12 protein-coding genes and 1 tRNA gene are annotated in these 13830 nt (G+C 70.7%); 6 read left to right on the forward strand and 7 right to left on the reverse strand.

The window, feature by feature from the left end:
* The first annotated feature begins 54 nt into the window (after nucleotides 1-54).
* The gene (locus tag SD455_RS05360; RefSeq protein WP_445507451.1) at nucleotides 55-1032 is read left to right on the forward strand and encodes a GAP family protein; all 978 of its coding nucleotides are present in this window, start codon (nucleotides 55-57) and stop codon (nucleotides 1030-1032) included.
* Nucleotides 1033-1059: 27 nt separating this feature from the next.
* Here SD455_RS05360 and SD455_RS05365 read toward each other — a convergent pair whose 3' ends face one another.
* Nucleotides 1060-1410 (reverse strand): MerR family transcriptional regulator, encoded by a 351-nt coding sequence (locus SD455_RS05365; RefSeq protein ID WP_070158813.1) that lies wholly within the window; start codon nucleotides 1408-1410, stop codon nucleotides 1060-1062.
* 281 nt (nucleotides 1411-1691) lie between these two features.
* Here SD455_RS05365 and SD455_RS05370 point away from each other — a divergent pair, with 281 nt between their 5' ends.
* Nucleotides 1692-2486, forward strand: coding sequence for a class I SAM-dependent methyltransferase (locus SD455_RS05370; RefSeq protein ID WP_085437938.1), 795 nt, complete (start codon nucleotides 1692-1694; stop codon nucleotides 2484-2486).
* 49 nt (nucleotides 2487-2535) lie between these two features.
* On the opposite strand, the gene SD455_RS05375 is transcribed toward SD455_RS05370, so the two are convergent.
* Nucleotides 2536-3822, reverse strand: coding sequence for a MalY/PatB family protein (locus SD455_RS05375; RefSeq protein WP_445507452.1), 1287 nt, complete (start codon nucleotides 3820-3822; stop codon nucleotides 2536-2538).
* Between the two features lie 94 nt (nucleotides 3823-3916).
* Here SD455_RS05375 and SD455_RS05380 point away from each other — a divergent pair, with 94 nt between their 5' ends.
* Nucleotides 3917-4660 carry a TrmH family RNA methyltransferase gene (locus SD455_RS05380; protein WP_085437890.1) on the forward strand — a complete coding sequence of 248 codons (744 nt, stop codon included), beginning with the start codon at nucleotides 3917-3919 and terminating at the stop codon, nucleotides 4658-4660.
* Nucleotides 4661-4710: 50 nt separating this feature from the next.
* Nucleotides 4711-5817 (forward strand): serine hydrolase domain-containing protein, encoded by a 1107-nt coding sequence (locus tag SD455_RS05385; RefSeq protein WP_070162260.1) that lies wholly within the window; start codon nucleotides 4711-4713, stop codon nucleotides 5815-5817.
* Between the two features lie 88 nt (nucleotides 5818-5905).
* Here SD455_RS05385 and SD455_RS05390 read toward each other — a convergent pair whose 3' ends face one another.
* The gene (locus SD455_RS05390; RefSeq protein ID WP_445507453.1) at nucleotides 5906-6760 is read right to left on the reverse strand and encodes a hypothetical protein; all 855 of its coding nucleotides are present in this window, start codon (nucleotides 6758-6760) and stop codon (nucleotides 5906-5908) included.
* 256 nt (nucleotides 6761-7016) lie between these two features.
* Between SD455_RS05390 and SD455_RS05395 the strand changes: the two genes are divergently transcribed.
* Both SD455_RS05395 and SD455_RS05400 read left to right on the forward strand, forming a co-directional pair.
* Nucleotides 7017-7089: transfer RNA gene (locus tag SD455_RS05395), tRNA-Ala, on the forward strand.
* A gap of 325 nt (nucleotides 7090-7414) precedes the next feature.
* Nucleotides 7415-7990, forward strand: a complete 576-nt coding sequence (locus SD455_RS05400; RefSeq protein ID WP_445507454.1) for a hypothetical protein — start codon at nucleotides 7415-7417, stop codon at nucleotides 7988-7990.
* Nucleotides 7991-8487: 497 nt separating this feature from the next.
* Here the strand turns inward: SD455_RS05400 and SD455_RS05405 are convergent, their stop codons facing one another.
* The 4 genes from SD455_RS05405 to SD455_RS05420 all read right to left on the reverse strand — a co-directional run bounded on the left by SD455_RS05405 (nucleotide 8488) and on the right by SD455_RS05420 (nucleotide 13690).
* Nucleotides 8488-9816, reverse strand: a complete 1329-nt coding sequence (locus SD455_RS05405) for an MFS transporter (RefSeq protein WP_445507455.1) — start codon at nucleotides 9814-9816, stop codon at nucleotides 8488-8490.
* A 223-nt stretch (nucleotides 9817-10039) separates the two neighbouring features.
* A complete protein-coding gene (locus tag SD455_RS05410; RefSeq protein ID WP_070162256.1) occupies nucleotides 10040-10309 on the reverse strand; it encodes a YHS domain-containing protein in 270 nt (89 codons plus the stop codon).
* Nucleotides 10310-10344: 35 nt separating this feature from the next.
* Nucleotides 10345-12687: a heavy metal translocating P-type ATPase gene (locus SD455_RS05415; protein ID WP_445507456.1), complete on the reverse strand. Its 2343-nt coding sequence runs from the start codon at nucleotides 12685-12687 to the stop codon at nucleotides 10345-10347.
* Nucleotides 12677-13690: a heavy-metal-associated domain-containing protein gene (locus SD455_RS05420; protein ID WP_445507457.1), complete on the reverse strand. Its 1014-nt coding sequence runs from the start codon at nucleotides 13688-13690 to the stop codon at nucleotides 12677-12679. Before SD455_RS05420 ends, SD455_RS05415 begins: the two co-directional genes overlap by 11 nt.
* Between the last annotated feature and the right edge of the window lie 140 nt (nucleotides 13691-13830).

The following is a 13830-nucleotide window of genomic DNA, read 5'->3' on the forward strand; positions in this document are numbered from 1 at the left end:
GGTTCAGCCCTTCGGCCGATGCGCAGGGCGCGGGGCCAGGGCAGGGTGGCAGGTATGAGCACCACAGACATCCTCATGCCGGTCCTGGACAGGACCTGGTCTGCTGTGAGCCTCTCGGACCTCAGCGGCGAGCTGCCCACCGACGGGCTCGGTGCCGGACTGTGGGGGATCCTCGCCGTGCTGGCCCTGATCGACTCCACCACCTTCGGCACGCTGCTGATCCCGGTCTGGCTGCTGATGGCGCCGGGGCGGCTGCGCGCCGGACGGGTGCTCGTCTACCTGGGTGTGGTGGCCGCCGGCTATGCCGTCATCGGTGTGGTCCTGCTGGCCAGCCTGACCTTCTTCGGGGACGGGCTGCTGAGCTGGTTCGCTGAGGTCCGCGGCACGCCGGTGTTCCTCCTGGGGCAGGCGCTGCTGGGCGCCGCCCTGCTGGCGTACAGCTTCCACCTGGACCCGATGACCAGGGCGGGCAAGGCGCGGAAGGCTCGCCGCGAGCAGGCACGGGGCTCCGCCGGCCGGGTGACTCGGTGGCGTGCCCGGGTGTTGGGCACGGAGGTCTCGCCGGCCCCTGAGGCGGTGACATCACCGCGGGCGCAGACCGCCGCCGCGCCGTCGTCCGGACAGGCTGGCCCGTCCGCGTCGGAGTCCGCGTCGGAGTCGGCGTCGGCGTCGACGTCGACATCCGCGGTCCGACCGGCCGGGGTGGGTGCGCTGGTGGGACTGGGGCTGCTGGCCGTGCTGCTGGAGATCGGCACGGTGCTGCCGTACCTGGCGGGCATCGGGATGGTCGCCGCGACGGGTCCGCAGTGGCCGGCGTCAACCGTGATGATCCTCTTCTACTGCCTGATGATGGTGCTTCCGGCGCTGGCGCTGCTGGGCGGACGCCTCGTGGCCCAGCGGGCTCTGCAGGGCCCGCTGGAGAAGCTCGAGGGGTGGCTCAGCCGTCACGCGGCGGGCATGGTCGCCTGGGTGGTGGGCGGCGTCGGGGTGCTGCTGCTGATCAACGCCCTGGGATCGCTCGACGTGCTCTGAGCGGACCAAGGCCAGGGGCTCCGCGGTTCACAGCTGGCGCAGAGAGTCCAGCAGCTCGTCGGCCTGACGCAGATTCCGGGCCAGCTTCTCCCGGCGTTCCGCCAGCTCCTCCTGCAGGGTGGCCAACCGCCCTCTGGCCTGGTCATCCTCCGGGGAGGCGGTGACGGCGTCGATGGCCTCCAGTGCCCTGGTGATCTCGTCGAGCGAATAGCCCAGCGGCTTCAACGTGCGGGCCACCAGCAGGCGTTCGAGATCGGTGGCGGTGTAGACGCGGAATCCGCCCTCGGTGCGGGAGGCCGGCAGGAGGCCGACGTCGTCGTAGTGGCGGATGGTGCGGTGGGAGAGGCCGGTCTTCTCGGCGAGTTCCCCGATGTGCATGGTCGACTTCGCGGGGGAGTCCGTGCCGGCGGCAGGGACGTGCGCCTCCGATGCGTCATCTCGTGTCCTGCTGCGGTCATGCATCGGGATCCGCCTCCGTCCGGCCAGCTGTCAGGTCCTGTCACGGCGTGCGCGTCGCCGGCCCGCCGGATGCACCGCGTCACGGGACTTTCGAGGGCCCAGTCTATGTGGCCTGCCGCGTGGTGCGCCGGTCTCGTTCTGCCCACTGACGGTATGCCGCTCCGCTGACGTCGGCAGCGCAGGTCCCGTACGCTCGTGCCATGCCTGATCAGCCCGACGCCCTGTTCGCTGATCCGCGCCTGGCCGCGGTCTATGACGCGCTCGACCCGGACCGTGGGGACCTCGACGAGTATGAGGCCGCCGTCGCCGCACTGGAGGCCCAGAGGGTCCTGGACATCGGGTGCGGCACCGGAGTGCTGGCACGTCGACTGGCCCACCGGGGGATGCAGGTGATCGGTCTGGACCCTGCCGCGGCCTCGATCGCGGTGGCACGCAGCCGCCCCGGGGCCGAGCGGGTGCAGTGGGTGACCGGCACGGTGGCCGCCCTGGAGGCGGCTGATCTGCCGACAGAGGTCGTCGCGATGCTCCCGGTGGACGCCGTGACCATGAGCGCCAACGTCGCTCAGGTGTTCACAGACGACGCGGAGTGGTCCGCAGTGCTGGCAGCGGCGCACCGCGCGATGCCTCCCGGAGGGCTGCTGGTCTTCGAGGCCCGTCGGCGAGAGGCCCGTGCCTGGGAGTCCTGGACTCCGGAGCAGTCTCGCACCCGGGCTGATGTGCCGGGGGTGGGCGCGGTGGAGCGCTGGGTGGAGGTGGTCGACGTCGTCGGCGACGGCGAGCTGGTCACCTTCGATCAGCCCACCGTGTTCCTCGATGAGAAGACTGGCGCCCCGCTCGACGACGGCACCCGGTGGGAGTCCCGCTCCACTCTGCGGTTCCGCACCCGGGAGGAGATCGAGGGATCGCTGGAGACGGCAGGCTTCACCGTGGACGTGCTGGACCTGGCGTACGCGCCGGGCTGCGGGTGGCTGTATCTGGCTCGGCGCCGCCCGTGAGCCGGGACGGAGCTTCGCCCGGTCGGTTCCGGACCCGGCGCCGGGATCCTCAGCTCAGCGCCCGCCCGATCCGTGTCACCGCCTCGGTGAGGATCTCCTGCGACGTCGCCATGTTCAGCCGAGCGTGGCCTGCCCCGCCGTCACCGAAGGGGTTCCCCGCGGTCAGCGCGACTCCGGCCCGCGCCAGCAGCGCCCTGGCGGGGCCGCGGATCGGTGCCTCGGCGCCTGCGGCCGCGACGTCGTCCTCGGCCCCGGCCAGCGCGGTCGCCCGGAAGTCCAGCCACGCCAGATAGGTGGCCTGCGGCGGAGTCCACCGCACCTGCGGCGCATGCTCGGCCAGCAGCTCACCCAGCAGCGTCCGGTTGGCGCGCAGGCCGTCCAGCAACGCGTCCAGCCACGGCTCGCCGTGGGCGAAGGCGGCAGTGTGCGCGAGCGCGCCCACATGGCTGGGTCCGTGCGCGACGATGTCCGGCAGACGCCACAGATCCGCGACGGCGTCGGGTCCCGCGATCATCACCGCCGCCTTCAGCCCGGCCAGGTTCCAGCCCTTCGAGGCGGACATCAGACTGATGCCCCGCGGATCCACGGACAGGTACGGCGTGAAGCGGACCGGGGCACCGTCGGAGTCTGCACCGTCGACGCCGGGATCGCCGGGGTCAGGTGTCGAGCCGAGGACCAGCGGGGCGTGGATCTCATCGGCGACCACCCGAAGTCCGTGCCGGTCGGCGAGCTCCGCCAGCTGCTCCAGCTCGGCGCGGGTGTGCACCACGCCGGTCGGGTTGTGCGGATTCGCCAGCAGGAATACCGGGGAGGTCGAGGTGCGGGCGGCCTCCGCGAAGGTCTCCTCCAGCGCGGCCGGGTCGAGCCGTCCTGCCGGGTCCAGTGGGGTCTGCACCACTCGCCGGCCTGCCTCGGCGGGGTACTGGTAGAACGGCGGGTACACCGGGGAGGCGACGACGACGGCGTCGCCGGGTGTGCTGATCAGCTTCAGCGCCTCGGTGATCCCGCGCATCACATCCGGGACCGTGCTGGTGTGCGCGACATCCAGGCTCCACCCCCAGCGGCGCTCGGCGAATCCGGCCAGCGACTCCGCATAGCCGCGGCCGGCGGGGTATCCGGTGTCGCCGCGATCGATGACGCCGCGCAGCGCGTCGGCGATCGGTTCGGCCAGGGGGACGTCCATCTCCGCCACCCAGAGCGGCAGAACACCGTCGCCGAAGGCTCGCCATTTGGCGCTGCGCCGGGTGCGCAGGTCCGCCAGCGAGAGCCGCTCCAGCGGGTTGGGCGGGGATGACGGACGAGCGGGGGACTCGACGTGCGGGGTGCTCTGAGCCATAGGGCCGAGCCTACGTCGAGGCTCGGGGGTGAGGGGAGGGGCGACGAGTCCCGTGGGCGGTGCGGCCGGGGCCGGCTCCGGTAGCCTCGTGCGCATGGATGACGCGCCCCGCCCCCGCCCGGATGCCACGCCCACCGCAGCAGGCGAGCCGTCAGGGGGCCAGGCGGCCGGTGCTCGCGAATCAGGCGCTCGCGCATCTGCCGCCCGGGCCGCCGATGCGAACGATCCCGATGCCCGCGAGGTCGGCGTCGGGCCCTGGGAGGGGCCCTGGCCCGAGGGGGAGCACTGGGACCCGGAGCTGCTGCGTCACGGCGACCGGCGCAATGTGGTGGACCGGTACCGCTACTGGCGCCATGAGGCGATCGTCGCCGATCTGGACACCCGCCGGCACGGGTTCCACGTGGCCATCGAGAACTGGCAGCACGACTTCAACATCGGCACGGTGGTGCGCACGGCCAACGCCTTCCTGGCCGCCGAGGTGCACATCATCGGCCGACGCCGGTGGAACCGCCGGGGCGCGATGGTCACCGACCGGTACCAGCACGTCCGTCACCACGCCACCGTGGAGGAGTTCGTCGCCTGGGCGAAGGAGGAGGGGCTGCCGGTGCTGGGCGTGGACCTCTTCCCCGAGTCCGTGCCGCTGGAGACCTACACCCTGCCGCGGGAGTGTGTGATGGTCTTCGGGCAGGAGGGCCCGGGTCTCAGTGAGCAGATGCGGGCCGCCGCCGAGGCGACCCTGTCCATCGCGCAGTTCGGCTCCACCCGGTCCATCAACGCCGGCACTGCCGCCGGCATCGCGATGCACGCCTGGATCCGCCAGCACGCCCAGCTGGAGTAGATCGGCGCTAGGATGGGCGGCACCGACGCCCTCCGACGAAAGGGGCCTCCGTGTCCGATTCCCTGCACGAGCTCCTCGTCCGTCACGTCGACGCCGGGACGATGCCCGGCGCCGTCGGCACCTACGGCGACGAGTATGAGCCGTTCAGCGTCGGCCTCGATGCTCCGGGCGGGGCTCCTCTGGGAGTCGACACGATCTTCCGCATCCAGTCGATGACGAAGGCCGTCACCGCCGTGGCGACGCTGCGACTGGTGCAGGACGGGGAGATCGCCCTCGACGATCCGATCGCCGCCTGGCTGCCGGAGCTGGCCGAGCCGCGCGTGCTCGCCCATCCTGATGCTCCGCTGGAGGATGCGCAGCCTGCCCGTGCGCCGATCACGGTGCGTCATCTGCTCACGAATCAGTCCGGCTGCGGGATCATGACCGCCGATTCCCCACTGAAGCAGGCGATGGTCGACGCGGAGGTGGAGGCAGGTGCCGAACCTGTCGCACTGGGCGCTCAGGACTGGCTCGACGCGCTCGCGTCCCTGCCGCTGGCGTTCGAACCCGGCGAGGGGTGGCGTTATCACCACTCCTTCGGGCTGCTCGGCATTCTGCTCGGACGTCTCGGCCGCGGCAGCACTGACGAGGTGCTCGCCGAGACCGTGTTCACCCCCGCAGGCATGACGGACACCGGCTTCACGGTGCCCACTGACCAGGTGCACCGTCTGCCGGCCGTGTTCCAGCGCGGCGCTGAGGGCTTCGAGCGGTGTGAGCCGGCGGCAGCTGGTTTCTATGCCGCACCAGCGCCTTTCGATGTGAGCCACTCCGAGCTGGTGTCGACCCTGGCGGACTACCATGCGTTCCTCAGCGCGCTGCGTGACGGCCGGGTGATCAGCCCTGACCTGCGGGACGAGCTGTGCCGGGATCAGGTGGATGAGGGCGCGAAGGCCTCGGACAGCTTCTTCCCGGGATTCTGGGAGGGCACCGGGTGGGGCTACGGGGTGTCCGTGGTGACGGAGGGGCCGCATCGAGGGCGGTTCGGCTGGTCCGGCGGGCTCGGCACTGACTTCTTCGTCGACCCCGATGGCAGGATCTGCCTGGTCATGATGCAGGTGGCCATGGACGAGCGCGTGTTCGCTCTGCTCGGAGAGCTGCGGGGCATTGAAGGGGCGTAACGTCTGAGTCGGCGGGGAGCAGCTTCTGGTGGGCCTGGACTGTCCTACGCGCCGTCAGGGAGGTCGCAGGGAGTGACCCCGGTGGACCTCAGCCCAGCGAACGGGCCCAACGGCTGAGGAACTCGGCGCCGGCGTCGTCATGGATGGCGCCGGTGTCCGAGGTCAGCACCGGGTGGGCGGTCTCCGGGATGCCGTCGGCGGGGCGGACGTCCACATGGCTGACCTGGTGGCCGCGCTCGTGCAGCCAGGAGGCCATCGCGTAGTCGGTGCGGGAGTCGCCCATGGTGTACCAGGCCTGCGGGGTGATGCCGCGCTCGCGGAGCAGCTCCAGGGCCCGGGCGGCGCCGAGGTCCTTGCCGAGACGCTCGTGCTCGATGTCGGTGGAGATGATGGTCGGGTCGATGCGGACGTCACGGACCTGGTGCTTCTCCAGCAGGGCGGGGACGGCGGCGTCGAACTCCGGCTGGACCGCCAGGTAGTCCTCGTTGGCGACGTCGGTGCGCTGCTCCAGGGAGATCATGGCCCGCTTGGTCTCGTCGAAGAACATGTGCCCGCTGAACCGCTCGGCCACCAGGGCGCGGACGTCGTCGGCCAGTGCGCCGGGCAGCCGCAGCTCCGCGTCGATGTGGATCTCGCCCAGCCCCTCCGGGGTGACCTCGGCCCAGACCGCGCCCTTCTCGCTGATGGTGAAGACCGGGGCGCCCGCGCGCAGGCCCGCCTCGCGCAGTGGCGGGACCACCTCACGGGCGATGAAGTCGTCGGAGCGCCCGGTGTTGAAGATGACCGGGATGCCCCGGTTGGCCATGGCGGCCAGATCGCGGCCGATGGAGGTGATCGCCACCGTCCGCGAGACCGGCGAGGCGATGGGGCCGTCCACATCCAGCAGCAGCCCGAAGGCAGGCTCGGCGACGACGGCGGGGGAGGGCGCGGTGGAGACGGTCATCCCACCAGTATCAGGGATTCAGGCCGGCTCAGCAGTGGCGGTGCTCACGCCCCGGGTGCAGGAACGCGGGTCGACATCGTGTGACGGTGCCCCTATGCGCTGGTGACCAGCGATGACGGCGGGGACAGGCGGTTCCCGGCGTCATCTGCCGTCCAGGAATTTCTGTGAGCGGCTCCGCGGTTATATCCTGGTGTGGTCGCGCGCGGCGATCTGCGGAGATGATCTGCAGAAGAGCCGGTGCGGCGACACTGCATACGGGGCTATAGCTCAGCTGGTAGAGCGCGTCGTTCGCATCGACGAGGTCAGGGGTTCGACTCCCCTTAGCTCCACAACTGAAGACGTCCGAACCCTGCCCCGCGGCGACGCCGGGCAGGGTTCGTTCGTTGCGGGCGCGTCTTCCTCGAACTCTTCGGCATCGATCCCTAAACTCCGGGCTGTCCTTCCCCCGGGGGGCCTACCCTTCCGCTCTGACGCGGAACGATCGTCAACCGTGTTCTCGGTGAATATGGCCGCAGGCCTGTGAACCCAGCGGCGTGTCTATGTCAGGGTGGGTGACCTGGCGGTGCGGTCGTTCAGAAGTGTCCCCACGTACTGCATGCTGTCGGGGCCGTCTGACTGACCCTGACACGAACTGGAACGGGAGGCGGAGAGCAAGTGGAGGTTGATCACTCGTCGAAGGGTCAGTGTGTTGTCATCATCGGGGGCACCGGGATGCTCAGGCCAGCCGTACGGACTCTCATGGAGCGGGGAATCTCCGTCGTCGTGGTGGCCCGCCGTCCCCTCCGCGGCGTCCCACCGCAGGTCAACGGAGGGGCCTATATTCCCGTCGAGGGAGAGTGGAGCGCACCTGAGTCGTTGGCTGAAGCGGTTCGTGATGCGCTTGAGGACCGAGGAATATCGCGCTCGACAGTCTGCGGCGCGATCATCTGGGTGCACTCGCCGCACCGCCAGAGCGTCCTGGACGAGCTCACTCGCATCTTGAAGCCCGACGCCCGGGTCCTGCAGCTTTGGGGAAACGCAGCTCAGGACCCCCGGGAGGTCATGGACAACGAGGACCGTCCAGACAGGCCCTGGAGAACGCGCCATCTGTTCCTCGGCTACCACCGAGACAGCGGTGGATCGCGATGGCTCACAGATGGTGAGATCTCGCGCGCGACCGTGCTCGCCTGGGACAGCGGGAGCGAGTACGCCAGCGCCGGTCAACTCGACCCCTGGGAACTCCGTCCCTGAGCGAACCGTCCTGGGTTTCGTTCCTTCGGGCTACGAGGATTCAAGGGGATGGGCCGCGGATCCCCAGAAGCTGTCGACGCTCTCCGGTGTCTTCACATCTCAGGCGCTGCGGCGACAGTCTCAGTGGTCGCAAGCCTCGATATAGTCGAGGGTCGCGGTGGCAATCTGCATCCGGGTATTCCGCATCCTACGTTGAGCAGTTCGATCTGCAGGGCGCCCCAGAGTGACTCGATCACGTCATTGTCATGCCCATCACCCCTGGTCCCGGGTCTGTTGAAGGGTCTGCTGCTGACCGATGATGACGCCATGATCCGTTCGACGCTGGCCCTGCTGCTGCGCCTGGAGCCCGACATCGACGTCGCTGACCGGCTCTCACTCCGCCTCATCACCCGGAGCGTGGTCGTGACTCGACGCGCGCGTCCCGGTGTGCTGCGGGCCGGACGGCGCGGCGAGACGATGGGGCAGATCGCGCAGGCGCGATGGGCCGGTGCGCGCCCCTACACCGCCCGGGCCGCCGCGCACTGGCAGGCTGCCAGCATCCCCTCCGAGGCCTCGGCCTCCGTGGGGCGGGAGGGATCGTGGCCACCCTGGGCCGGGGGCGCGAGGGCCTCCTCCGGCACGGAGGCTGGGAGCTCCACACGGCGAGGCCACAGCACCCAGGCGCTGACCAGCCCGGCGAGGGCCAGCAGGGCCAGAGTCGCCCAGGCGGGGGTGAGCCCGACGGCGGTGCCGAGCCATCCGGCGATCGGGTAGGTGACCAGCCAGGCGGCGTGGGACAGGGAGAACTGTGCGGCGAACACCGCCGGCAGCTGGTGGTCCTCCACGCTGCCGCGGATCACCCGTCCGGTGGGCGTGACGATCAGTGCCATGCCCGCCCCGATGAGCGCCCAGAGCGGAGCGGTGACGCCCCAGGCGGTGATGCCGGTGGCGCTCATCGTCACGGCGGCGAGCACGCCCACCAGCAGGGTCACGGCGCCGGTCATCATCACGGACCGTTCACGCACGGAATCCAGCACGCGAGGCAGCATCAGTGCGGCCACCAGGGTGCCGAGGCCTGAGGCGGCCAGCATCCAGGCGACGTCCGCCTGGGTTCCCCCGAGCTGGTCCCGCACGTAGTTGACCGTGTTGACCACGACGATCGCGCCGGCCGCGGCGACGACGAGGTTCAGGGCGAGGACCCCGCGCAGCCCAGTGGTGCGCAGCATGAGCCCACTGCCGGAGGCGACTCGTGCCCAGACGCCGGTGTGGCCGCTGGGCCGGGCGTCGGGGATGCGCGTGGAGAGCACCAGGGCGGCCGAGACCAGGAAGCCCGCGGAGGTGCCGACGAACAGCCAGTTGAAGGACATGAAGGTCAGGGCGACGGCCGCCAGGACCGGGCTGAGCAGGCTCTCCATGGTGTAGGCGACCTGCGACGCAGACAGGGCCCGGGTGTAGTCGGCCTTCTGCGGCACGATGTCGGGGATGGTGGCCTGGAACGTCGGCGTGAAGGCCGCCGAGGCGGCCTGGAGGAGGCCGACCAGGAGGTAGATCTGCCAGATCTCCGTGACGAACGGGAGGGCCAGGACGACGCCGGCCCGCACCGCGTCGAGCAGGGTGAGGAACATTCGCCGGGGCAGACGGTCGGCGTAGGCCCCCGCCACCGGGGCGACGAGCACGTACATGACCATCTTGATGGTCAGCGCGGTCCCGAGGACCGCCCCGGCCTGGGCTCCGGCCAGGTCATAGGCGAGCAGGCCGAGTGCGACCGTGGCCAGGCCGGTGCCGAAGAGCGCGATGACCTGGGCGCTGAAGAGGTGCCGGTAGTCGCGGATCGCGAACAGACTCATGGGGTCCTCCTAGAGTGTCTCACCGATGACCAACGATATACCCCTAGGGGGTATTCCCGGGGTGTGAATGTGCTCCTCGGGAGCACCCGCACCCCCGGCGCCCAGCGACCTCGGGAGTCGGGGAGCGTCGGGGGCGCAGGGTGCCGCCACTGGCCGACGTCGGCCCGGTCACGGTTGAAGCCGGGGCAGGTTGAAGCCGGGGCGGGCTGAGACCGTCGGTGGATCACGCGGGGTGCGCGTATTGCTCCGGGTCCGCGTCGAAGAGCGGGCCGCAGGCTGCGCAGCAGAACCAATACCGCGTGCCCCGGTGGTCGCGGTACAGGCCGGCCTCCTCCGCCTGGGCCTTGACGACCGGGGTGCCGGCCATCACCGGGCATTCGGCCATGTCGTCGGCCGGGGCCTTCGTGGTGGCCTCAGGGCGGGGCGTGTGGCCGCAGCAGCTCCCACCGCCGGAGGAGGTGTCGGTCAGGGGCAGGCTCTCTCGTGCAGTCATCGTGTGTCCTCTCGTCTGGTCTCGATGATGGATGGTCAGGTGTTCGCCGACTCGTTCGCCGATCCGCGTGCCGGCGCCGCGGTACGGACCGCCGGGGCGGCGCCGTCGTCGGCCGTGGCCCTGAAGCCGCGCAGCCTGAGGCTGTTGGCGACCACCGACACGCTGGAGAAGGCCATCGCCGCCCCCGCGAGCATCGGGTTGAGCAGCCCGAACGCTGCGATGGGGATCGCCGTGGTGTTGTACCCGAAGGCCCAGAACAGGTTCTGCTTGATCGTGCGCAGGGTCCGTCGGGCGAGACGGATCGCGTCGGCCGCCGCCCGCAGATCGCCGCGGACCAGGGTGATGTCAGCGGCCTCGATGGCGACGTCGGCGCCGGTGCCCATGGCCAGGCCGAGGTCGGCCTGGGCCAGGGCGGGGGCGTCGTTGACGCCGTCGCCGACCATGGCCACCACCTTGCCCTGATCCTGCAGCCGGGTGACGACGTCGACCTTGTCCTGCGGCAGCACCTCGGCGAAGACCTCCGTGATGCCGACCTCGGAGGCGACCTGCTCGGCCACGGCCTGGTTGTCGCCGGTCAGCAGGACCGGGGTCAGTCCCAGCTCTCTGAACTGGGCGATGGCCTCCGCGGAGGTGGGTTTGATCGTGTCGGAGACCACCAGCACGCCGCGGACCTGGCCGTCCCAGCCCACTGTGATCGCGGTCCGGCCCTCGGCCTCCGCCGCGCGTTTGGCGGACCGGAGATCTTCGTCCAGGTGCATCGACCAGTCCGCCAGCAGCGCCTCGCGTCCGGCGACGACGGCATGACCGTCGATCACCCCCTGGACCCCGAGGCCTTCGATGTTCTCGAAGGACTCCGGGGTGGGCAGCTTGCCCACCTCCGCGGTTGCGCCGGCGGCGACGGCCTGCGCGATGGGGTGCTCCGAGTGGTCCTCCAGGCCGCCGGTGATCCGCAGCAGCTCGGAGCGGTCCACGCCGGCGGCAGGGATGACGTCTGCCAGGGTCATCTTCCCGGTGGTGACGGTGCCGGTCTTGTCCAGCACGATGGTGTCGACCCTGCGCGTGGACTCCAGGATCTCCGGGCCCTTGATGAGCACGCCCATCTGGGCTCCGCGCCCGGTGCCGACCAGCAGTGCGGTCGGCGTCGCCAGCCCGAGGGCGCACGGGCAGGCGATGATCAGCACCGCCACGGTGGCGGTGAAGGCCGCGCTGACCGGGAATCCAGCCCCCAGCCAGGCTCCGAGCGTGGCGACGGCGATGGCGATCGCCACGGGCACAAACACGGCGGAGACGCGATCGGCCAGCCGCTGGATCTCGGCCTTCCCGGACTGCGCGTCCTCGACCATCTTCGCCATCTGTGCCAGTTGGGTGTCGGCGCCCACGCGCGTCGCCCGCACCACCAGCCGCCCGCCGGCGTTCACCGTGGCGCCGGTGACGGCGTCGCCCGCGGAGACCTCCACCGGCACCGATTCGCCGGTGAGCATGGAAGCGTCGACGGCGGAGGTCCCCGAGACGATCGTGCCGTCAGTGGCGATCTTCTCGCCGGGGCGGACGACGAACTCGTCGCCGACCGACAGCTCGTCGACGGGGACCCGCACCTCCTGGCCCTGCCGGAGGATCGAGACCTCCTTGGCCCCCAGCTCCAGCAGGGCCCGCAGGGCGGCGCCGGCCTGGCGCTTGGAGCGCTTCTCGAAGTAGCGCCCCAACAGGATGAAGGTGATCACCCCGGCGCCGACCTCCAGATAGATGTGGCCGAGCCCGTCGGCCCGGGAGATCGTGAGCTCGAAGGGGTGGACGACGCCGGGCTGACCGGCGGTGCCGAAGAACAGCGCGATGACCGACCACGCCAGCGCGGCGGAGGTGCCCACTGAGATCAGCGTGTCCATCGTGGCCGTGCCGTGCCTGAGGTTGGCCCAGGCGGCCCGGTGGAAGGGCCAGCCCGCCCACACCACGACCGGTGCGGCCAGGACCAGGGACGCGAATCCCCAGTAGTCGAACTGCAGCGCCGGAATCATGGCCATGGCGATGACCGGCACGGAGAGGGCGGCCGCCCCGATCAGTCGCTGCCTGAGCACCCGGATCTCGGTGTCCTCGCTCGATTCGCGCTCCTCCCCGGCGGCCTGGGCGGCGTCCGTGGCGGCGGGTGGGAGTTCGGCGGTGTAGCCGGTCTTCTCCACCTCGGCGATCAGCAGCTGGGGGTCGTAGTCGTGGGGAGCGGTGACGCTGGCCTTCTCCGTCGCGTAGTTCACGCTCGCTGTGACGCCGTCGAGCCCGTTGAGCTTCTTCTCGATCCGGTTCGCGCAGGAGGCGCAGGTCATGCCGCCGATCCTCAGCTCGACGCCGGCGAGGCTGTCGGGGGTGCTGGTGCGCTCAGTGGTCATGATCTGCTCCGTCCTCGTCCTCGTGCGTGTCGTCCTCGTCCTCGTGCGTGTCGTCCTCGTGCGTGCCGTGGTCGGGTCGGTCGCCCGCGTCGCCCGCGTCGAGCACCAAGGGAGCCGTGTGGACCTGCCCGTCGACCTGGAAGTCCAGGTACAGCAGGTAGCGGCCCTCGGTGGGGGCCGTGGCCTCGAAGGCGATCTCAGGCCCCGAGGTCTCCCCGGGCTGCGGGGCGGCCCCGTGCGGATGGACGTGCAGATAGGCCAGGTCTCCGTCGCGCAGGGCCACCAGGTGCCCGAAGGCGCCCAGGTAGGGCTCCAGGGTGGTGACGGGCTCGCCGTCGCGAGAGACAGTCATGGTCAGCGGGGAGGCTTCCCCTGCGACGAGGTCACCCTCGACGGCGACGTCGAAGCCGTCCGTCGTGGCGGCGGTGATCGGCTGCTCAGCCGGTGTCGGAGTGTAGTCGCCCCCGGCGTGCACGGTGGTGGAGAGGGTGAGCCCTTCCCCGGTCTCGGCGGGGAGGAAGTCGGCGATGATGCGGTAGGACCCTGCGGCCTCCCACTCCCAGGGGATCGACCACGTGCCGGTCTCGTCGCGCTCAGGGTGCACGTGGGCGAAGTGCTGGCCGTCGGCACGCACGACGATCAGGTGCAGCTCCTTCTCGTGCTCGAGGGCAAAGTCGGTGACCGGTCGCCCGTCGGGGCCGGTGACCGCGAAGGTCAGCTCGCCGTGGACTCCGGGGGAGGCAGGCGCGCTGACGTCGGTGAGTCGGTAGCCGTTCTGGGCCAGCCCGAGTCCCAGCGCCGCCGGGTCTGTGTGGTGGCCGTGGTGCGTTGTGCCGGTCATGTCCTCGTCTCCGTCCTCGTTCTGGTGGTGGCCGTCTGGGCTCTGGTCGGTCCAGGTCTGCACGGTGGCGTCGGGGACGACGGCGTTCGCCGTGAATCCGGCCACGGCGAACACGGTCACCAGGATCAGCCCGTACAGCCCCAGTCGTGCGGGTGCCTTCATCGGTGGCTCCTTCTCTCCCGGACGGTCGATGGATATACCCCAATGGGGTACCTGCGAGACAAAAGTATACCCCTAGGGGGTACCTGTCAAGGGGTGGGGTGAAGCGGTGCGCCGCCCGGGGGCTTCCGCTGTACAGGTGG

The sequence above is a fragment of the Nesterenkonia sp. K-15-9-6 genome, assembly GCF_052656005.1.